The following is a 20,628-nucleotide window of genomic DNA, read 5'->3' as shown; positions in this document are numbered from 1 at the left end:
CTAAACCTCGACCATCGGCGCTATGTGGTTCAGGGCCTGTAGCATGACTTCTGGCCCGGCCCCTTCATGCACGGCCCCTTCGGACAAGGCGCGCCGCCATGCCCGCGCACCGGGACGCCCCGCAAAGAGACCCAGCATATGCCGCGTGATCTGGTGCAAACGCCCGCCATTGGCAAGGTGCCCCTCAACATAGGGCACCATTTCTTGAACAACCGTCATCGGATCGCGAACGGTTCCAACGCCAAATATGCGCCGGTCAGCATCTGCCAGGATATCACCGGGCTGATGATAGGCCGCCCGACCAATCATGACACCGTCAAGACCCGCGTCCAGATGTGCTGCTGCTTCGTCCAAACTGGCGATACCACCGTTGATCGATATATGCAGATCCGCAAACGCGGCTTTCATCCGATGCACAAGGTCATAGTCGAGCGGTGGAACATCGCGGTTTTCCTTGGGGCTCAACCCCTGCAACCACGCCTTGCGCGCATGGATCGTTACTCTTTGACAACCTGCCGCACTGATCTGCTCAAGAAACGCAGGCAGAACTTCTTCGGGCTCTTGATCATCCACGCCGATGCGGCATTTGACCGTGACATCCACATTTACCGCGTCGCGCATTGCTGCGACGCATTCTGCAACCCGCGCCGGATATTTCATCAGAACCGCCCCGAAAGTACCAGACTGCACCCTGTCCGACGGGCATCCACAGTTCAGATTGATCTCATCATATCCTGCATCTGCACCCAATCTCGCCGCTTGCGCCAGCTCCTCTGGATCGGACCCGCCCAGCTGTAAAGCCACGGGATGTTCCTGCGGTGAATGATCCAACAGATGCAGCGCCCCTCCTCGGACAAGCGCCGGTGCCGTTACCATCTCGGTATACAGCAAGGTTTCCGTGCTAAGCCGCCGATGAAAATACCGACAGTGGCGGTCGGTCCAATCCATCATGGGGGCAATGCTCAGAGTAGCATGGTGTTGAATATTATCTCTTCCACGTGCAGTCAACTCAACCATCCTCAAGAATACGAAACCCGCAGCTATCATAGAAAAATCGCCAAAATAAGCCAATTCTTGAGGACTGGGCAAACGAAGCTGATTTGCGGGTTCGGACGTCGTATCAAATCCGATCGCCGCGCTTTCAACACTGGGAAAATCCAGCCGCTCCCTGACTTGCCGCAGACAACGCCATTGGATAATATGATCAATGGCTTAACAGATGTTTCCGTGATGTTTTCACTGAAGGAAACGCAAGGCGCGAGCTTTGTCCGCAAGACCAATTTCGTACTCGCCCAAAAACTATGCCGAGCAGTCACATCTGTCCCAAATATCAAAATTTGATCAAATTTGGTGACAAATCTGATCCATTGAAGTACATCACGGGGAAACAGAATTGACGGAGCCCCCAATGGACCTGAGCGCCTTGCACAGTTTTCGCGTGACTGCATGTGACCTGAACGGTCAGATGCGGGGCAAACGCGTGCCCCCTGAGTATGCGGGCAAGCTGGAGAAAGGCGCCGTGCGCATGCCGTTCTCGGCACTCAATGTCGATCTCTGGGGCGCGGATATTCACGGCAGCCCGCTGGTGTTCGAAACCGGCGATGCGGATGGCGTGCTGCGCCCAACCGACCGGGGCCCGGTGCCCGTGCCCTGGCTTCCGAAAGAAACGGCGCTGGTTCCGATGAGCTTGTATGACGATGCAGGTACCCCGTTTGCGGGTGATCCGCGCCACGCTCTGTCTGCCATTCTTGACCGTTATGCCAAACGCGGCTGGTCGGTCGTTGCGGCGACTGAGTTGGAATTCACACTAATCGATGCTTCGGGTGCGCAACCGCAACCTCCGTTGAACCCGATCACCGGGCGCCGCCTGCTGTATGAATCCGTTCTGTCGGTCGCTGAAATGGATGCGTTTGAGGATTTCTTCACAGATCTCTACGATGGCTGCGCCGCCATGGATATCCCCGCGCAAACCGCCATCTCGGAAAGTGGCGTTGGCCAATTCGAGATCAACCTGAATCATCAGGATGCCATGCGCTGTGCCGACGATACGTGGCTTTTCAAGGCGTTGACACGTGGCCTGGCGCGCAAACACGGGTTTGCCGCAACATTCATGTCAAAACCCTATGCCGATGATGCGGGCAATGGGATGCATGTGCACTTCTCAGTGCTGGACCAACGCGGTCGCAATGTGTTCGACAATGGCGGGCCTGAAGGGACCAGCATTCTGCATTCCGCTGTCGCGGGTTGTGTGGCGGCCATGCCAGGCAGCACGTTGATTTTTGCTCCGCATGGCAATTCATACACCCGGCTTGTACCGGGTGCGCATGCGCCGACCGGGGCCTGCTGGGCCTATGAGAACAGAACAGCCGCAATTCGCATCCCGGGTGGAGCACCGGCAGCGCGGCGCATCGAACACCGCGTCGCGGGTGGTGACATCAACCCTTACCTGATGCTGACGGCGGTATTGGGCGCAGCCCTTGTCGGGATCGAAGACGGCCTGCACCCCCCTGCCCCGATCACAGGCAATGCTTACGATATTGAAGACCTGCCCCAACTGATGCCGGACTGGGCAACTGCAATTGACAGGTTTGAAACCGACCCCCTGGTCGCCCGACTTTTCTCGGCTGACCTGATCCAGTACCTGACCATGACTAAGCGACAGGAAGTTGAACGATTTGAGCGTATCACTCCTGAAGATCACTGGCTGAGCTATCTCGAGGCGGTTTGACCCCCCTTGCCGCCTCATTCGGACTCAGCTAGAGTGAATTTGATCAAATTTGGTGACACATGAAAATCGGCATATTACAAACCGGCCACACACCAGATGCGTTGCATGGCGAATTCGGCGACTATGATGAGCTGTTTCCTGCACTTCTCGGTGGCAACGGATTCGAGTTCCAGACCTTCGCCGTGGTCGACGGCATATTCCCAAGCGGCGCGGATGACGCAGATGGCTGGGTCATAACCGGTTCGCGCCACGGCGCGTACGAAGACCTGCCGTGGATCGCCCCGCTGGAAGACTTGGTCAGAGAGATACAGCAAAGCGGAAAGCCACTGATCGGCGTATGCTTTGGGCATCAGATCATCGCGCAGGCACTGGGCGGCAAGGTCGAGAAGTTCAAGGGCGGATGGGCCGTCGGACGCACTGAATACGAGTTTGACGGCAACACAGTCTGGCTGAATGCCTGGCATCAGGATCAGGTTGTCGAGCTACCCGAAGGGGCGCGCGTTCTTGGTCAGAACGCATTTTGCGAAAACGCGATGCTGGCTTATGGAGACACGATCTGGACAGTTCAGGCCCACCCTGAATTCACCAATGGGTTTGTCGCGGGCCTGATGCGCACACGGGGAAAAGGCGTCGTCCCCGAAGACCTGATGCGCGAAGCCGCAAATCGCGAAACCGCTCCGGATGACAACGCCACAATCGCGCGCCATATGGCCGAGTTTTTAAAGAAAGAGAGAGCCTGATGGCTGATTGGACTGATAAACTGCCGGAAGCCGCCAAAGCCTATTTCCACGGACAGCGGCTGGACGAGGTTGAATGTATCATCTCGGACCTTCCCGGAATTGCACGCGGCAAGGCCGTGCCTGCGACGAAATTCGCCAAGCAATCCTACTTTCACTTGCCCGACAGCATCTTCTTCCAGACCATCACGGGGGACTGGGGGGAAGCCGCGGGTGACGACGGGTTCATCGAAAAGGACATGATCCTGAAGCCCGACTATTCGACGGCTTCAGCCGCGCCCTGGACCGGGGACTGGACGCTGCAGGTGATCCACGACGCCTATGACCGGGATGGTGATCCGATCCCTTATAGCCCCCGTAACGTGTTGAAACGCGTGGTCCAGCTGTATCACAACCGAGGCTGGAAACCGGTTGTTGCGCCAGAGATGGAGTTCTTTCTGGTCGCCCCCAACGTCGATCCCGCACAGGAAATCAAGCCGATGATGGGGCGTTCTGGCCGCCCCGCTGCGGCGCGGCAGGCGTATTCGATGACTGCGGTGGACGAGTTCGGCCCGGTCATCGACGATATCTATGACTTCGCCGAGCATCAGGGGTTCGAAATCGATGGCATCACCCAGGAAGGCGGTGCGGGCCAGTTGGAGATCAACCTGCGCCACGGCAACCCGGTCAAACTTGCTGATGAGGTTTTCTACTTCAAACGCCTGATCCGCGAAGCGGCATTGCGGCATAATTGTTTTGCAACCTTCATGGCCAAACCGATCGAGGAAGAGCCGGGCTCGGCCATGCATATCCATCATTCGATTATCGACATGGAGACCGGCCAGAACATCTTTTCGGGCCCGCAGGGCGGCGAAACGGACGCGTTCTATCACTTCATTGCCGGGCTGCAGAACCATCTGCCCGCCGGTCTGGCCGTGATGGCACCTTATGTGAACTCGTATCGTCGTTACGTGAAAGACCACGCGGCGCCGATTAATCTGGAATGGGCTCGCGACAACCGCACTACCGGCATTCGCGTTCCTCTGTCCGGACCTGAATCGCGCCGTGTCGAAAACCGCATCGCCGGTATGGATTGCAATCCGTATCTGGGCATCGCCCTGTCGCTGGCGTGCGGCTATCTGGGTCTGGTCGAACAGGAGCGTCCGCGTCGTCAATTCTATGGTGACGCCTATGAAGGCGAAGGGGATATCCCGCAGGTCATGGGCGATGCACTGGATCTGTTTGACGAAGCCACAGCCCTGCACGAAATCCTTGGCCCCGAGTTTGCCCGTGTCTATGGCATCGTGAAACGGGCCGAGTATGAAGAATTTCTGCAGGTCATCTCTCCGTGGGAACGGGAACATCTGCTGATCAACGTCTGAGACTTTTCGTGAACCTGCTCTATTCCAATGACCGCAAGGGCGAATACCCTGCCAGCTGGTATGCCGCGACGGCAAACCCAACGGAACGCTTTCCTGTTTTGGCCGAAGATATTGTGGCGGATGTCTGCGTTGTGGGCGGCGGCTACACAGGCCTGTCCGCAGCATTGCATCTGGCCGAGGCGGGGTTCGATGTCGTTCTGCTTGAAGCCCACCGTGTCGGATTTGGTGCCTCGGGGCGCAATGGTGGTCAACTGGGCAGCGCGCAGCGGATGGATCAGGAAGACCTTGAGCGTCTTGTTGGCGACCCGGATGCCGCAAAGCTGTGGGACCTGGCCGAAGACGCCAAGGATCTGGTCAAATCACTGATCGCCAAGCATCAGATCGCGTGCGACTTGCAACCCGGTGTCGCGGTTCTGGGTCTGTCAGCTTCGGAACGAAAAGAGCTGCATGACCATGCAGGCCATCTGTCCGACCGGTATCACTATGACCAGATCAAGCTGCTGGATGAAGACGAAGGCCACAAACTGTGCCCCTCACCCGCTTATATGGGTGGGTATCTGGACATGGGGGCCGCTCATCTGCACCCATTGAACTTTGCGCTGGGGTTGGCGCAGGCTGCGGCCAAAACGGGTGTTCGCATCTTTGAGGGCACCGAAGTCATCGGTATTGACGAAACCCGGCCTGCCCTGATCCGGACCGCCAGGGGGAACGTTAGGGCCGACCATGTTGTGCTGGCCTGCAATGGCTATCTTGGCAATCTCAACCGGACCGTCGCGGCCCGTGTCATGCCCATCAACAACTTCATCGCGGCGACCGAACCCCTTGGCAGCGAGGCTGCGCGGGTCCTGACGCAGGATGTCGCGGTCGCGGATACCAAGTTCGTGGTGAACTATTTCCGCCTTAGCGCCGATGGCCGGCTTTTGTTCGGTGGCGGCGAAAGCTATGGCTATCGTTTTCCTGCGGATGTCGCTGCGAAGGTCCGCAAGCCGATGACCGAGATTTTCCCACATCTGCGCGATGTCAAAATCGACTACGCTTGGGGTGGGACGCTGGCCATTACCATGCGGCGGATGCCTTATCTGGTGCGTATCGAACCCAATATTCTGTCTGCTTCCGGCTATTCCGGTCATGGTGTAGGCACGGCGACCCATGCCGGGCAACTGATGGCGCTGGCCATTCAGGGACAGGCAGAAGGGTTCGATACAATGGCCCGCGTGCCAACTCTGCCCTTCCCCGGCGGGTCCGCCCTGCGCAACCCGCTGCTGGTGCTGGCAATGACATGGTTCGCCTTGCGGGACCGGCTTGGGATCTGATCCACGTTACTTGTGACAAATTGGTGAATTTCCGCTGGCGCGGCGATTGAGGGCTTGGATTGCCACCTGAATAGCTTTATCTTTACCAAAGATAGAATTCGGGAAATCCAAATATGACGCTTCCACCAAACGTTCATGACGCCGAACCCATCCCAGAAGCAGCAAAAGAAGCCATCGACGCCCTGATGCAGTCGGGCGACTTGTTTCGTTATACCGCCCCGCAAGATGCCCCGGTGTCTTTGCTGGAGGCCGAGTTTGCCGAACTGCTGGGCACAAAATACGCTCTCGCTGTTTCATCCTGTTCTGCTGCGCTGTTTCTGTCACTCAAGGCACTGGGTTTGCCGCGCGATGCGCGCGTCCTGATCCCCGGCTTCACATTTGCCGCGGTTCCCTCGTCAGTCATTCACGCGGACTGCATCCCGGTTCTGTGCGAAGTGGGTGAGAATTATCGCATCGACATGCCCGATTTCGAGGCCAAGCTCGACAGCGTTCATGCGGTGATAATCAGCCACATGCGCGGCCACACATCTGATATGGACGCGATCATGGCGCTGTGCGACGCGCGTGACATCCCGGTTATCGAAGACGCTGCGCATTCGCTGGGCACGACCTGGCATGGCAAAAATATCGGCACCATCGGCAAGGTCGGCTGTTTCTCGTTTCAGTCCTACAAGATGATCAATGCGGGCGAAGGCGGTATTCTGATCTCAAACGATGCTGATCTGGTGGCCCGTGCCGTCATCATGTCGGGCGCGTACGAACATAACTGGAAGAAACACAAAGGACCGCACGGCGACAACTCGCCCGAGCTGGAAGAGGCCTTCGCTCGCTGGCAGAACAAGTTGCCGCTTTATAACCTGCGTTTGAACAACCTGAGCGCCGCTGTGATCCGCCCGCAGATCCCGGAACTGGCCCGTCGTGTTCGCGACGGTCTGGCGAACCACGACTATGTTGCCGGACGCTTGAATACCTCACCCCATATCAACGTGCCCGCACCCTTGCCCCCCGAGCAGCGCGCGCCGGATTCGATTCAGTTCAATCTGGTTGGGTTGCAGGAACACGAGATTCGCGCATTTGCCGCCGCATCCGAGGCACGCGGTGTCAAAGTTCAGGTCTTTGGCCTGAGCCAGGACAATGCGCGCGCCTTCTGGAACTGGCAATTCCTGCCGGAAACGTTCGAGCTTCCGCAAACACGTGACATGCTGATGAAAGCGTGTGACGTCCGACTGCCCGTACGCCTGACGCGCGCAGAGCTGGACGTGATTGCAGATATTTTGCTGGCTGCCGTTGGCGAAGTGACCGGCCCAATGCCGGTCTACGGTACCTGAGACTAGAACTGGCCCACTTAAATGGTGGGCCTTTTCCTCCGGCTCACCCTAATTCAGTTTCGAAAGCTTCTGTTGAAGTTCAGCCAACTGTTTCTTGATATCGTCAAGATCCTCTTTCGGCTCTGACTTTTCACTTTCCTTCTCTGGCGAGGACCATCTGCCAGACAACCCACCCGTCATAGCCTTCAGAAATGCCTGCTGCTGTGCTTGCAACGCTTCAAAACCCGGCATCTGGGACATCGGGTTCATGGCGTTCATGTTTTCCATCATCTTGCTTTGGCTTTCGCGCAGCATATCGAACGAGCTTTGCAGGAATTGCGGCATCATGCCCCCGCCCGGCAGCATGTAGCTGCGCACCAGATCATTCAGAACATTGACCGGCAACACATTCTCGCCGCGGCTTTCATGTTCAGCAATGATTTGCAGCAGATACTGCCGTGTCAGGTCGTCGCCGGATTTCAGGTCGATGATCTGTACTTCGCGCCCGTCACGGATGAATCCCGCGATATCTTCGAGCGTCACGTAATCGCTGGTCTCGGTGTTATACAGCCGACGGCTGGCATAGCGCTTGATCAGCAGCGGTTTTTCTTGGTCCGACACCGGGTTCCCTCCCCAAGGATGATGCGTTGCAGCACAGGTTATGCGAGTGCAGCACAAAAAGAAAGGGCAGGTCAATGGACCTGCCCAACGCGATTGCACCTATAGGGAGGGTCGGGTGCGTTTCGCTGACTTTTCTTACTTCGCAGCAGCAGCTTTTTTAGCGGCCGTGGTCACGTCGTTGGTTGCTTTTTTAACAGCAGCGGATGCTTCTTCCGCAGCTTCTTTACCAGCAGCCATCAGCAGTTCGACGGTTTCGGTCTGAACTTTTTTTGCGATTTCTGCGAAAGCGGCCATGTTCTCGGCTGCAACTTCAGCGGACGCGCTTGCGAAATCGGTTGCTGCTTTTGCGTAGTCGGCAGGCTCTGCCTTGGCTTTCGACATCTCGGTCAGTTTGGCCAGCGTGTCTTTGGTCCATTTGCTCGAGATCTCTGCCGATTTCTCAGCTGCTTCCAAAGCAACGCCCGAAAGCTTTTCGTTCAGCGAAGCGGTCGATTTGAATGCGCCTTCCATTGCGGTTGTGTCCACAGGGAATGCACCCATCATGTCTTTCATGATCGCGGTAAAGTCTTGGGTCTTAGCCATTGTCATAATCCTTTTAGCCAGTCCGGGCCCACCCCGGGTTTCATCAGCTTGAGGACAATATGATTGCTGCAATGCAGCATTGCAAGTTTTTTCTTGCTGCATTGCAGAAAAATTTAAGTTTCAGAATGAAATCAGGCGTTTGGTTTTGCCACTACATACGTTCCGGGTGCAGCAGCCAGGCTCGGGTGCTTCGAATCGCCGGGTTTGCGGGCCGGTACCTGCTTGCCCGACCGTTTTTTCAGCCAAGCATCCCACATGGGCCACCATGACCCTTCATGAAAGTCGGCTTCCTTCAACCAGGTGGCGGCGTCTGGTTTCAAATCCGGGTTGGTGTAATGCCCGTACTTTTTCTTGCTGGGCGGGTTCACAATACCCGCAATATGACCCGACTCGGAAACCACGAAAGTTTTTGATCGCGAGCCCATCTTTTGCACACCGCGATAGCAATCTTTCCACGCCGCGATGTGATCGGTTTCGCATGTGATGGCCATAAGGGGCACATCAACGTCACCAAGCTTTAGCTTATGCCCCAGCAACTCAAAGCCATCGGTGGCGAATTCGTTGCGCTGGCATAGTCCACGCAAGTACTCAACCGCCATTTTCGCAGGCAGGTTGGCTCCGTCACCGTTCCAGTACAGCAGATCAAAGGCCGGGGGCACTTCACCCATCATATAACTGCGAATGGCCGGGCCATAGATCAGGTCACGTGATCTAAGGAATGACATAGTGCGCGCCATGATCCACGACCGCAGCACACCTTCCTTTTTCACTTCTTCTTCGATTCCGTCGATAAAATCGTTTTGAAGGAAGGGCGTGAACTCTCCCTGATCGGAAAAATCCGTCAATGCGGTGAACAGGGTCGCCGATTTGACCGACTTGTCTCCTCGCTGTTTCAGCAGAGACAGCGTCAGGCTCAGGGTGGTGCCCGCGATGCAATACCCCACTGCGTTGACCTGTTTGACCTTGCAAATCTTCTTGGCCGTCTCGATTGCGGTCAGGAAACCATCCTGAATGTAGTCTTCCATGCCTGTTTCGGCATAGCTTTCGTCCGGATTGACCCAGCTTACAACAAACAGGGTATACCCCTGTTCGGTGATCCATTTGATCATGCTGTTCTGGGCTTTCAGGTCCAGAATATAGAACTTGTTGATCCAGGGCGGAAACAGAACAATCGGAGTCTCGTAGACCGTTTCAGTCGCTGGCTTGTACTGGATCAGTTCCATCATCCGGTTGCGATAAACCACCTCCCCCGGCGTCGTCGCCAGGTTACCGCCGACCTCAAAGGCACTTTCATCTGCCAGTTTGACGACCAATTCTCCATTATTGGCCTCCAAATCTGACACAAGGTTTTCCAACCCCTTGATCAGTGACTGGCCCTCGGTTTCGACCGCTTTTTGCAAGGCATCCGGATTGGTCGCCAGAAAATTTGTCGGCGCCATCATGTCGACGATTTGTTGCGAGAAATATTGCAGCCGCCTTTTGTCTTTGGCATCCAGATCATCCACGGACGCAACAGCCTGCGCGATTGCTTGCGCATTGGTCTGGTATTGCTGGCGGATCAGACGGAAATAGGGATTGGTCTCCCAAAGGGGGTTCGAAAATCGCTTGTCTTCTGGCTTGGGTGCTTCGCTTTCCGCGTCAGACGCAGTCAGCGCTTTCTGCGCCTCGGCAAAGTTCAACACTGACTTGCCCCAAAATTCTATCTGTTGTTCCAGCAGTTTGGCGGGATTTTGCCAAGCCTCGGCCCAATAGGCACTTGCTGCTCGTGCGAAAAGCTCTTGATTCGGGCCGTCCAGCGCGGGCGTGTGGGGCCGTTTTACAGCCATGACCTCAATCAGGCGCTTCGATAACTTCTCGACCTTATCCATATTTTCTTTAAGGCGTTCAATGTGTTCTTCGGATACGTCTGGCATGTGGTCTTCACTAGTTGTCATTTTAACAATTCCCCCCTAACCTCGCTGCTATGCAGAATAACGTCGTGGGTGCTGGGGGGCAAAGCGACGAATGGTCCGAACTATCAGGCTGACACTCAGGAGGCCCCATTTATGCGCTACATGATGACCTACGACCTGATGGAAACTGCGCGAAACACCAACCAGTGGCTTGGTGCAACCGCCAGCGCGATGGCGTCCTATCCGATGTTTTCCATGGTGCCGAACCCCGCATTCAACTGGATGGCCGCCTGGGGCGAAGTGACCGAGCGTACGTTCCAGCGGATGGTTGCAAAGCCCGATTGGGGTATTCGCACATTCACCTGCGAAGATGGCAAGGACCACCTGGTTGAAATCACGACTGTTCTGGAACGCCCTTTTGGTGATCTGGTACATTTCCGCGTCAATGGCCGGAAAGAACAACCGCGCAAAGTGCTGTTGGTTGCCCCGATGTCCGGGCACTATGCAACGTTGCTGCGCTCGACGGTGAAAAGCCTTCTGGTCAATTGCGAAGTCTACATCACAGATTGGCATAATGCGCGCGATATCCCTGTATCCGCAGGTAAATTCGATGTCGAAGACTACACGCTCTATCTTGTAGATTTTATGAAAGAGCTTGGGCCAGACACCCATGTTGTTGCCGTTTGCCAACCGGCGCCTCTGACATTGGCTGCAACGGCGTACCTGGCCGAGATTGAACCCAAAGCCCAGCCAAGCACCCTGACGCTGATTGGTGGCCCCGTCGATCCGGACGCAACGCCGACCGATGTGACAGACTTCGGCCGTCGCGTCACTATGGGCCAGTTGGAAGAAACAATGATCCAGCGCGTTGGCTTCAAGTACAAGGGCGTAGGGCGCATGGTATATCCGGGACTGCTGCAATTGGCCTCGTTCATGTCCATGAACGCAGATCGTCACTCCAAAGCGTTTTCCGACCAGATCCAGCGCGTCATGCGGGACGAAGCCTCGGATCAGGATGCCCATAACCGCTTCTACGACGAATACCTGGCCGTGATGGACATGACTGCCGAGTTCTATCTTTCGACGGTCGAGCGGGTCTTCAAGAATCGAGAGATTGCGAGAAACGAGTTCGTGGTCGCGGGTCACAAGGTGGACATCAGTAAGATTACCGATGTTGCGGTGAAGACTGTCGAAGGTGCAAATGATGACATCTCTGCACCCGGCCAGTGTATTGCCGCGCTGGATTTGTGCACCGGCCTGCCCGACAGCAAAAAGGCAAGCCACGTCGAACCCAGCGCCGGTCACTATGGTATCTTCGCAGGCCGCAGCTGGCGCGACAACATTCGCCCTCTTGTGATTGATTTCATGAACGAAAATGCGCGAAAACCAAACCGTCGCGCGGCCAATTCCAACAAGGTTGCCTAAGCGACATGAGCGGGTCAGCGCAAGAGGGCCTTACCTTTTCCTGCCAATGCGGCGCGTTGCAGGGGCGTATTTCACCTCGCGGTGTTCGGCAAGGTACACATGTTGAGTGTTTCTGCCATGATTGCCGGGCCGCTCAACTATTTTTCAAGCAGCCGGACCCGGCACCCGGGCCTGTCGGGATTTTTCAGATCGCACCGGATGAGATCGAAATCAGCACCGGAAAACAGTATCTTGCGGCGATGCAACTCAGCCCCAAGGGTATGCTGCGTTGGTACGCCAGTTGCTGTAACGCACCTTTGGCAGCAACGCCCAAAACCGCGAAATTCCCGTTTGCTGGCGTTATCGTCGGCCGGGTTGCGGGTGGAGCTTCGGCGCTGGGACCCGTCACGACACGTGGGTTTGTTCCCCAACCGGACGGAAAGCAGAAGCACGAAAAACCTGGCCCCGCCATTCTTGGGCTGTTGCGCAGGGCCGCCGGATCGCGCCTGTCCGGGCGGTGGAAGAACACACCGTTTTTCGACCAAAAAACTGGTAAACCCGTGGTGACGCCAAACGTCATTTCAAAGACCGAACGCGCGACGCTTTACCAATAATCAAACCGTTGCTGGGCGTCCAACCAGGTTTGCAGCGCCTCATTGACGAGGTCGGGCGTTTCGAGGGGCGGCAAGTGACCAGCCTTTTCAACAACCAGCAGTTCCGCTCCGGGTATGAGCTCTGCCATGAAAGAATGCCGTTTGACCGGTGTCAGAGTGTCATGCGCACCGCACAGAACCAACGTGGGAACCTTGATGCGACGCAATGCGGCTTGTTGATCCGGGCGGCGTTGCAGAGCACGCATCTGACGCACGAAGGTTTCAACACCCAAATCCTGTGCCATTGCAAACAAGCCGTTCAGGATGGGAATACGCTGCGAGCCCGGTGCCAGCGTGTCGGACCCCACAAGTTTCCGCATGACCTCCTCCAACCGGCCACCCTGCGCGCCAATGATCAGGTCTTCGCGACTGGCAGCCATTTGAGGCGTGTCCGCCTGTGCATCAGTGGCCATCAGGCACAGGCGTGACACACGTTCCGGCGCCCGGCGGATCAGCTCTAACGCCACCACACCACCCATGCTTAATCCAGCCAGTGCAAACCGATGTGGAAGCTGGTCCAGCAGACCCGAGGCGATCTCTTCGATACGCTCACCTGCGGAAATCGGCGCAACGGTTACGGGTCGCGTCCGCGAAAACACCTCAATCTGAGGGCGATACAGTCGGGCATCGCACATCAGTCCAGGTAGCAGTACCAGCGGCTCGATCACACGGGGCCTCCATGCGCTCGGTATTCCGAGCCTTTGGGTTTGTAGTCAGGTTGAGAGTTTATCACATTCAAACCAGCGGAACGTCACGGATAGGCGATTGCCCGAAAAGCCGGAAAGTCAGCATAGCGGGACCGTCGTGAAGCTGCACTTTCCTCGGGCTCAGCGCCCGGTTTCAGCAGGCATCCGCGTGGCGCAATGTAGCTGTCAATCCGGCGCTGCGGTTTAGGGCGCCACACCAGATTGAAAGCGCAGAGTTTCGGAAAAAACCAGATCTCGGAATAATCCAAGTGATCATGCATCCACCATGCCAGATCCCGCCAATCCCGGCCCTGCGCATGCTGATCTGCAAACCACGGAATTACAACAGACGCCCCGGCAATCCGCGCATCCCCGTCCCCACGATCCCAGATGTGGCATTCCAACGGGTGATCATTCCGGGCGCAGTTCAGTTTGTTTTCATTGCCAAACCTGTTTAGCGACGGTGAGCGATAGCCCGAGCGCACAGCGATCCTGCCAAAGGTCTCTTCCAGCGGGTCCAGCAGAGTTTCGCAGAACTCGCGTCCCGTCTCGATAGCCAGATCAGGATTGTCTGGAATGTTCTGTTTCTGGTGAAAGTTCCCGATCTCGGAATAGAGGAAATCGCGCATGAAGAAATACCGGGACAGACGAACGCGCCCCAAGGTCTCAAGGCTCCACATACTGCCCGGCTTTCGCATCGTCCCTCGACCCGAGGCCGCCGTCATTCCACCCCCAGCCCTTTTAGCCAATCCAGAATACCGGCCACAGCCGCGCCGGTCTGCCCTGGCGACATCAGGCGGCCAGCTATGACATGAGATGACGGATCATCCTCGGGGGCCATTGTCACCAGTTTGACGGATGCTGGCGCACCCCACGCTTCGGCGACCTCGTGTGTGCGGTCAGGGCGCACCACCTGATCGTTGTCCGAGAACCAGAACAGCACGGGCACCAAGGCGTTCGAGAAATCCAGCGCATAGACTTTTTCGACCAGAACGGACATCGGCACGACCGATTCCCACGGATAGACCGTAGACCAATATTTGTTCTTTTCCGGGTCTGGCCCCGATACATCGCGTTCGTCCCCCATCAGGACCGGTAACCAATCCCTCGCCCATGGCAAAGTGGGAATCCATGCCGCGGCCGTGTTGACCCCGAAATTCGGAGAGACAAAGACCATGCCGACAACATCTTCGCTGAGGCTGGCATCCAAAGCGGCGGCGGCTGCAAGCGTCGCACCGGTCGAAGTTGAGATTACGATCACCTTGTCCCCAACAGCACGCGCGGCCGCCAATCCCTCGGCGGTGTCCTGCATCCAGCCCGAGGCAGTGCCTTCCGCCATGGCTGATCCGGTTCGCCCATGACCTTGCAGGCGTGTGTAAACCAGATTGGCCCCCAGCGCGTCTGCCACAAGGTCCGGCACTGGCCGGATTTCCTCGGAACTTGCTGAAAAGCCATGGATGTAAAGAACGGAATACGGGGTGCGCCGTTCGTTAAAGCCATCCTGCCAGATCACTCGTTTTTCGACACCCGGAACGATATCGTCAAACGCGGCTTCGGTGCTTTCGAAATAAACCTGTACGCCCTCACCGAACTTGCGCGGATCAAAGCTTGGGCTCAGGTTCACCTCTTCGCGCGGACCAAACCAGTAGATAAGGCCGCCGATGACAATAAACGCAAGGAACAAGCGCCCCAGAAGCCATCCCAAACGCCGCATCACGCGTCTCCCAACACATCCAGAACCGCCGCCTCGATCAAGCCAAGACATGCATCGTCCGAGAACCTGTGATCGGCATCCTTGACCAAAAGAAGCTGCATGTCCGGCCCTGTTGCGTGGTCCAGCAACCTAACGGCCGTTTCAGTCGAAACGGCTGTATCCGCTGTTCCCTGTAGGAAACGAACCTTGAACGGCAGGTTCAACGTGTCGCGCAGTACAAGGCGCTGCCGCCCATCTTCGATCATCCGTTTGGTGACGATGTAAGGTTCCATGTAATCGGACGGCAACTCGACATGCCCGACAGTTTCCAGGGCGGCTTTCTGGTCATCGGTGAAGGATGCCCAATAGCCATCTTCCGTGAAATCCGGCGCGGCGGCGATCGTGACCATACCTGCGATCCGGTCCGGCAGGGCCTTGGCCAGCAAAAGCGCCTGCCACCCCCCCATGGACGAGCCGACAACGATCAGCGGCCCTTTGGTCAAGGCATCGACCGCAGCGACAGTGTCCTCATGCCAATCCCCAATGCAGCCATCCTTGAACGCGCCAGAGCTTTCGCCATGACCGGAATAATCAAACCGCAAAAAGGCCCGCCCCCGCGCCTGCGCCCAAGCTTCCAGATGGACTGCCTTGGTGCCTTCCATATCCGACATAAGCCCACCCAGAAAAACCAGGGTCGGCCCTGAGCCTTCGGTTTTGTGATAGGCCAGTTTTCGCCCTTGTGCTGTTTCCAGAATATCCGTCGCCGCCATGAAACCCTCTTATGCTTTGGGGAACATCATGCACGGCAGCCCGTTGGTCGCAATTCCCGAATTCGGGGTGTCGTGGCGTCAGTGACCGTACCCTGCGACCCTTGACAGGAATTGCTGCACCTGCCACATCAGCCAGACGCAAATAACCCGCAACCGGGCGTTCAGTGGGCGCCAAACCGACGAGGAGAGCCGACATGGCCCTGGATTCAAAATCCGTCTCTCTCACTTTCCCAGATGGCAATGCACGTTCCTATGACGCAGGGGTTACACCTGCGCAGGTGGCTGCCGATATTTCAAGTTCGCTGGCCAAAAAGGCCATCTCAGCCACCGTTGACGGCAAACACTGGGACCTGCAATGGCCGATCGAAGCCGATGCACAGATTGCCATACACACCATGAAGGATGACGCGCAGGCCAACGAACTGATCCGCCACGATCTGGCCCACATCATGGCCCGCGCCGTGCAGGAAATCTGGCCTGCGACCAAGGTCACCATCGGCCCCGTTATCGAAAACGGCTGGTATTATGACTTCGACCGGGAAGAACCGTTCACGCCCGAAGATCTTGGCCTCATCGAGAAAAAGATGAAAGAGATCATCAACAAGCGCGATCCTGTCACCACCGAGGTTTGGGACCGCGAGCGGGCCATCGAGTTCTACAAGGCCAATAACGAGCCCTACAAGGTTGAGCTGATCGAAGCCATTCCCGGGGATGAGCCGTTGCGCATGTACTGGCACGGCCACTGGCAGGATTTGTGCCGCGGTCCGCATCTGCAACATACCGGTCAGGTTCCCGGTGATGCGTTCAAGCTGATGTCTATCGCCGGTGCCTATTGGCGCGGCGACAGCAACCGCGCGATGCTGCAACGCATCTACGGCGTGGCCTTCACCGGCAAGGAAAAGCTGAAAGACCACCTGCATATGCTGGAAGAGGCCGCAAAGCGCGACCACCGCAAACTGGGCCGCGAGATGGACCTGTTTCACATGCAGGAAGAAGCCCCCGGTCAGATCTTCTGGCACCCCAATGGCTGGTCCATCTACACCCAGTTGCAGGATTACATGCGCCGTCAGCAGCGCAAGGGTGGGTATGTCGAGGTAAACACGCCGCAAGTCGTTGACCGCAAACTGTGGGAACGTTCAGGCCACTGGGACAAGTATCAGGAGAACATGTTCATCGTCGAAGTGGACGAGGAACATGCCCGTGAAAAGGCCGTTAACGCGCTCAAACCGATGAACTGCCCCTGCCATGTCGAGATTTTCAAGCAAGGCCTGAAATCCTATCGCGACCTGCCGCTGCGCATGGCCGAGTTCGGGTCGTGCAACCGGTACGAACCCTCTGGCGCGTTGCATGGCATCATGCGGGTGCGTGGGTTCACGCAGGACGACGCCCACATCTTTTCAACCGAAGAACAGATCGAGGCGGAGACCGCCGAATTCATCCGTTTCCTCAGTGTGATCTACAAGGATCTGGGATTCGAGGATTTTTCGGTGAAGTTCTCAGACCGTCCCGAAACCCGCGCCGGATCGGACGATGTCTGGGACAAGGCCGAAGCGGCGCTTTTGTCCGCCACCCGTGCCGCCGGGATCGAACCGGAACTGAACCCGGGCGAAGGTGCATTCTATGGTCCGAAACTGGAATTCGTGCTGACGGACGCCATCGGGCGTGACTGGCAATGCGGCACCTTCCAGGTCGATTTCGTTCTGCCCGAACGGCTGGATGCCACCTATATCGGCGCCGACGGGGCCAAGCACCGCCCGGTCATGCTGCACCGCGCAACACTTGGTTCGTTCGAACGCTTCATCGGTATCTTGATCGAGGAACACGCAGGCAAATTGCCGTTCTGGCTGGCCCCGCGTCAGGTCGTCGTCGCGTCCATCACGTCCGACGCGGACGACTATGTCACCGAAGTGGTCGAAACCCTGCGTGCTGCGGGTGTGCGGGCCGAGGCCGACATCCGCAATGAAAAGATCAACTATAAGGTCCGTGAGCATTCGGTCGGCAAAGTACCTGTAATTCTGGCCGTCGGTCACCGCGAAGTTGACGAACGCACCGTAAGCGTGCGGCGACTGGGTGAAAAACAGACCCAGGTACAACCGCTTGATGTTGTAACAAAAGAGCTGGCACACGCCGCCACCCCGCCAGATCTGCTGTAACAAACAGCACCATTTCCAAAAAAATCCGACCCCTACTAAGGGGTCGGATTGTAACATTTCACCCTTTCTTCATCAAAAACAGTGTATTACGCTGCAAGGGGGCAGGCCGCCCCATGACGCGCTTGTGAGACACGGGCTCGTGAATTCAACTCTGCCCACCAAGCCACTACCTTTGTCATTGTCACAAGCAGACATACCCAGTCATCAAGAGGATTACCGAGATGTCGAACACAGCTAAGTCCCTGGTTATCGCAACCGCAGTCGCAGCCGCCGTATCGGGTGTCGCAACCACAGCAAGCGCACAGGCAAAAGAAAAGTGCTATGGCGTATCGCTGGCCGGTCAGAACGACTGTGCCGCAGGCCCCGGCACCACCTGCGCGGGCACCTCGACCGTTGATTATCAGGGCAACGCATGGACCTTGGTTGACGCAGGCACCTGCGCCGACATCGAATTGCCTGCGGAAGCAAACGGCACACCGCGCAAAGGTTCGCTGGAAGCACTGGACCGCGACCTGCCGGCATAAGACTGGCCTGACGATTTCAAGGGGCGGGCACCATCGCCCGCCCTTTCCCTTTCGTGATCAAGGAACTGGCCCATGTTGGATGACACCTGCCGGTCAAACCGCCTGCCCGCAGCGCCGGGCGTTGGTTACAAGCCGCAACACTTCGCTCAGATACTTGAACACGCACAGCCCGTCGCATGGTTGGAAATCCATGCCGAGAATTATATGGGCGACGGCGGGCGACCCTTGGCGCAACTGCGCCACCTTTCCGAAAAGTTCCCAATCTCGGTCCATGGCGTTGGCCTGTCCATTGGTGGTGAAGGCGCGCTGGACTCCGATCATTTGGCCCGGTTGAAACACCTGGTCGGCTGGCTGAACCCTGCAAGCTTTTCCGAACATTTGGCCTGGTCTACCCATGACAGCCATTTCTACAACGATCTGCTGCCCCTGCCCTATACCGACGAAACTCTTACGCGGGTTTGTGAACATATCGATCAGGTGCAGGACACCGTCGGGCGTCAGATGCTGCTGGAAAACCCGTCCAGCTATCTGGCCTTCGAGGAAAGCACCTGGTCCGAACCTGATTTCCTGAGGGAGATTGCCAAGCGCACCGGTTGCGGCTTGTTGCTGGACGTAAACAATGTCTTTGTCTCGGCGACCAATCTGGATTTCTCACCACAAGGCTATATTGACGCCTATCCGATTGAAAAGGTGTCGGAAATCCACCTTGGCGGCCATGATGAGGATGAAGACGATCACGGTCATCCGCTGCTAATCGACAGTCACGGACGTGAAGTGGTCGATCCGGTGTGGGCCCTGCTGGATTATGTGCTGGAGCGTTCGGGGCCAAAACCCGTTCTGATCGAATGGGACACTGATGTGCCTGATTGGCCCGTTCTGCGGGATGAGGCCATTCGCGCGCAAACCGCATTGGACCGGATACCGGTATGAGCGTTTCTCAATCTGAATTCCGCGCGGCCATGATGGATGCGTCAGCGCCCGTTCCCGGTGGATTGCTGGACGGCGGTGCGCGACCGGCCGGTCGCAGATTCAGCGTTTACCGCAACAACGTTGCGGTGTCGCTGACCGAAGCGATGCATCAGGCGTTTCCTGTGATTGCCAAATTGCTAGGGGCGCAGAACATGGATGGGTTGGCCGGGATTTTCCTGCGTCAGCACCCGCCCTCCTCTCCGCTGATGATGTTTTATGGCGAGGCGTTTCCTGATTTTCTGGCAGGAATGCCCCAACTTGCCCATCTTGGATACCTGCCGGACGTGGCCCGGTTGGAGATTGCCTTGCGCAAGTCCTACCACGCCGCCGACAGCGAACCTGCACCGGCAGATGTTCTAGCCGTCGAACCCGAACAGGTCATGCAGGCCCGGTTGCAGTTTGCACCGGCCATGCAGGTGATCCGCTCGGATTGGCCAATTTTCGCGATCTGGCGATTTAACAGCGAAGAGAACGCACCGAAACCGAATGCCGGTGCAGAGGACGTGTTGATCACACGCGCAGAGTTCGATCCCACACCCAATCCACTTCCGGCGGGTGGTGCAGACTGGATCGCCTGTATGCAGAACGGCGACACAATCGGTGACGCATATGAAAAAACGACTGCCAAACTGCCTGAATTTGATCTTGGAACCACTCTGGCACTGCTGTTGCAGGGCGGTGCAATAACCTCTGTGACTATCGAAAGGCCCGAGACATGACTGCTTTGATCTCAACCTACAATAACACCATGGGAAAACTGGACCTTGCCTCTGGCTGGTTGACCCCTACGCTGGCACGGCTGGTCTTTGTTGCGGTTCTTCTGGTTTATTACTGGAACTCAGCCATGCTGAAGATCGACGGATCGATCTTTTCGCCTTCGGCAGGTGCATTTGGTCAGATATTCCCCAAAGCGGCGGAGGCTGTTCTGTATGACGTCTCCCAAATGACGTTCTTCCAACGCATCGTCATCTTCATGGGAACAATTGCCGAATTTGTTCTTCCGACCCTTCTTCTGGTTGGACTGTTCTCGCGTCTGGCGGCTTTGGGCATGATCGGTTTTATCTGGGTACAGACTCTTGTCGACGTCACCGGCCATGGCGTGAAACTGGGCAGCCTGTTCGACGCGGCGCCGTCCCTGATGGATCAGCGCACGATGTGGACCTTCCTGATGCTGGTGATCGTCATCAACGGCGCAGGGCCGATCTCGCTCGACCGGATCCTTCGCCTTAAGTAAC

General features: G+C 56.9%; 21 protein-coding genes. 13 read left to right on the top strand and 8 right to left on the bottom strand.

What is annotated here, in order from left to right:
• Window positions 1-951 carry a tRNA dihydrouridine(20/20a) synthase DusA gene (gene dusA / locus ACR0DS_RS04070; RefSeq protein WP_480558224.1) on the bottom strand — a complete coding sequence of 317 codons (951 nt, stop codon included), beginning with the start codon at window positions 949-951 and terminating at the stop codon, window positions 1-3.
• Between dusA and ACR0DS_RS04065 the strand changes: the two genes are divergently transcribed.
• The 6 genes from ACR0DS_RS04065 (at window position 913) to ACR0DS_RS04040 (ending at window position 7,467) form a co-directional block, all read left to right on the top strand.
• Window positions 913-1,341 (top strand): hypothetical protein, encoded by a 429-nt coding sequence (locus ACR0DS_RS04065; protein ID WP_480616689.1) that lies wholly within the window; start codon window positions 913-915, stop codon window positions 1,339-1,341. The genes dusA and ACR0DS_RS04065 overlap by 39 nt on opposite strands.
• 67 nt (window positions 1,342-1,408) lie before the next feature.
• A complete protein-coding gene (locus ACR0DS_RS04060; protein ID WP_480558228.1) occupies window positions 1,409-2,728 on the top strand; it encodes a glutamine synthetase family protein in 1,320 nt (439 codons plus the stop codon).
• A gap of 59 nt (window positions 2,729-2,787) precedes the next feature.
• Window positions 2,788-3,468 carry a type 1 glutamine amidotransferase gene (locus tag ACR0DS_RS04055; protein WP_480473448.1) on the top strand — a complete coding sequence of 227 codons (681 nt, stop codon included), beginning with the start codon at window positions 2,788-2,790 and terminating at the stop codon, window positions 3,466-3,468.
• Entirely contained in the window at window positions 3,468-4,826 is a 1,359-nt protein-coding gene (locus ACR0DS_RS04050) for a glutamine synthetase family protein (protein ID WP_209596891.1), read from the top strand. Before ACR0DS_RS04055 ends, ACR0DS_RS04050 begins: the two co-directional genes overlap by 1 nt.
• Before the next feature lie 8 nt (window positions 4,827-4,834).
• Complete coding sequence (locus ACR0DS_RS04045; RefSeq protein WP_480558230.1) at window positions 4,835-6,139, top strand: NAD(P)/FAD-dependent oxidoreductase; 1,305 nt, start codon at window positions 4,835-4,837, stop codon at window positions 6,137-6,139.
• 113 nt (window positions 6,140-6,252) lie between these two features.
• Window positions 6,253-7,467, top strand: a complete 1,215-nt coding sequence (locus ACR0DS_RS04040) for a DegT/DnrJ/EryC1/StrS family aminotransferase (RefSeq protein ID WP_480558232.1) — start codon at window positions 6,253-6,255, stop codon at window positions 7,465-7,467.
• 48 nt (window positions 7,468-7,515) lie between these two features.
• Here the strand turns inward: ACR0DS_RS04040 and phaR are convergent, their stop codons facing one another.
• The 3 genes from phaR to ACR0DS_RS04025 form a co-directional block, all read right to left on the bottom strand.
• A complete protein-coding gene (phaR, locus tag ACR0DS_RS04035) occupies window positions 7,516-8,067 on the bottom strand; it encodes a polyhydroxyalkanoate synthesis repressor PhaR (RefSeq protein WP_267365377.1) in 552 nt (183 codons plus the stop codon).
• 135 nt (window positions 8,068-8,202) lie between these two features.
• Window positions 8,203-8,649: a phasin family protein gene (locus ACR0DS_RS04030; protein ID WP_209503426.1), complete on the bottom strand. Its 447-nt coding sequence runs from the start codon at window positions 8,647-8,649 to the stop codon at window positions 8,203-8,205.
• A gap of 131 nt (window positions 8,650-8,780) precedes the next feature.
• Entirely contained in the window at window positions 8,781-10,583 is a 1,803-nt protein-coding gene (locus tag ACR0DS_RS04025; RefSeq protein WP_480558234.1) for a PHA/PHB synthase family protein, read from the bottom strand.
• Between the two features lie 111 nt (window positions 10,584-10,694).
• Here ACR0DS_RS04025 and phaZ point away from each other — a divergent pair, with 111 nt between their 5' ends.
• Together phaZ and ACR0DS_RS04015 are read left to right on the top strand one after the other, a co-directional pair.
• Window positions 10,695-11,966 carry a polyhydroxyalkanoate depolymerase gene (gene phaZ / locus ACR0DS_RS04020; RefSeq protein ID WP_480558236.1) on the top strand — a complete coding sequence of 424 codons (1,272 nt, stop codon included), beginning with the start codon at window positions 10,695-10,697 and terminating at the stop codon, window positions 11,964-11,966.
• Window positions 11,967-11,971: 5 nt separating this feature from the next.
• Entirely contained in the window at window positions 11,972-12,559 is a 588-nt protein-coding gene (locus ACR0DS_RS04015; RefSeq protein WP_480558238.1) for a DUF6151 family protein, read from the top strand.
• Here the strand turns inward: ACR0DS_RS04015 and ACR0DS_RS04010 are convergent.
• From ACR0DS_RS04010 to ACR0DS_RS03995, 4 genes are all read right to left on the bottom strand, one after another.
• Window positions 12,550-13,266 carry an alpha/beta fold hydrolase gene (locus ACR0DS_RS04010; protein ID WP_480558240.1) on the bottom strand — a complete coding sequence of 239 codons (717 nt, stop codon included), beginning with the start codon at window positions 13,264-13,266 and terminating at the stop codon, window positions 12,550-12,552. The two genes, ACR0DS_RS04015 and ACR0DS_RS04010, sit on opposite strands and share 10 nt — an antisense overlap.
• 83 nt (window positions 13,267-13,349) lie before the next feature.
• Window positions 13,350-13,964, bottom strand: coding sequence for a hypothetical protein (locus tag ACR0DS_RS04005; RefSeq protein WP_480558340.1), 615 nt, complete (start codon window positions 13,962-13,964; stop codon window positions 13,350-13,352).
• Window positions 13,965-14,005: 41 nt separating this feature from the next.
• Window positions 14,006-14,998: an alpha/beta hydrolase gene (locus ACR0DS_RS04000; protein WP_480558242.1), complete on the bottom strand. Its 993-nt coding sequence runs from the start codon at window positions 14,996-14,998 to the stop codon at window positions 14,006-14,008.
• Window positions 14,998-15,747, bottom strand: coding sequence for an alpha/beta fold hydrolase (locus tag ACR0DS_RS03995; protein WP_480558244.1), 750 nt, complete (start codon window positions 15,745-15,747; stop codon window positions 14,998-15,000). The genes ACR0DS_RS04000 and ACR0DS_RS03995 overlap by 1 nt, the downstream gene beginning before the upstream one ends.
• Before the next feature lie 194 nt (window positions 15,748-15,941).
• Between ACR0DS_RS03995 and thrS the strand changes: the two genes are divergently transcribed.
• The 5 genes from thrS to ACR0DS_RS03970 all read left to right on the top strand — a co-directional run bounded on the left by thrS (window position 15,942) and on the right by ACR0DS_RS03970 (window position 20,627).
• Window positions 15,942-17,900, top strand: coding sequence for a threonine--tRNA ligase (gene thrS, locus ACR0DS_RS03990; protein ID WP_480558246.1), 1,959 nt, complete (start codon window positions 15,942-15,944; stop codon window positions 17,898-17,900).
• A gap of 221 nt (window positions 17,901-18,121) precedes the next feature.
• On the top strand, window positions 18,122-18,424 hold the full coding sequence (locus ACR0DS_RS03985; RefSeq protein ID WP_209503410.1) for a BufA1 family periplasmic bufferin-type metallophore: 303 nt from the start codon (window positions 18,122-18,124) through the stop codon (window positions 18,422-18,424).
• A 72-nt stretch (window positions 18,425-18,496) separates the two neighbouring features.
• Window positions 18,497-19,354 (top strand): MNIO family bufferin maturase, encoded by an 858-nt coding sequence (bufB, locus tag ACR0DS_RS03980; protein WP_480484199.1) that lies wholly within the window; start codon window positions 18,497-18,499, stop codon window positions 19,352-19,354.
• Window positions 19,351-20,112: an HvfC/BufC family peptide modification chaperone gene (locus ACR0DS_RS03975; RefSeq protein WP_480484200.1), complete on the top strand. Its 762-nt coding sequence runs from the start codon at window positions 19,351-19,353 to the stop codon at window positions 20,110-20,112. Before bufB ends, ACR0DS_RS03975 begins: the two co-directional genes overlap by 4 nt.
• Entirely contained in the window at window positions 20,109-20,627 is a 519-nt protein-coding gene (locus tag ACR0DS_RS03970; protein ID WP_480504609.1) for a DoxX family protein, read from the top strand. Before ACR0DS_RS03975 ends, ACR0DS_RS03970 begins: the two co-directional genes overlap by 4 nt.
• Window position 20,628: the final 1 nt, after the last annotated feature.

The organism is Ruegeria sp. AF5 (assembly GCF_056541905.1).
This window is presented reverse-complemented; position numbering and strand designations above follow the sequence as displayed.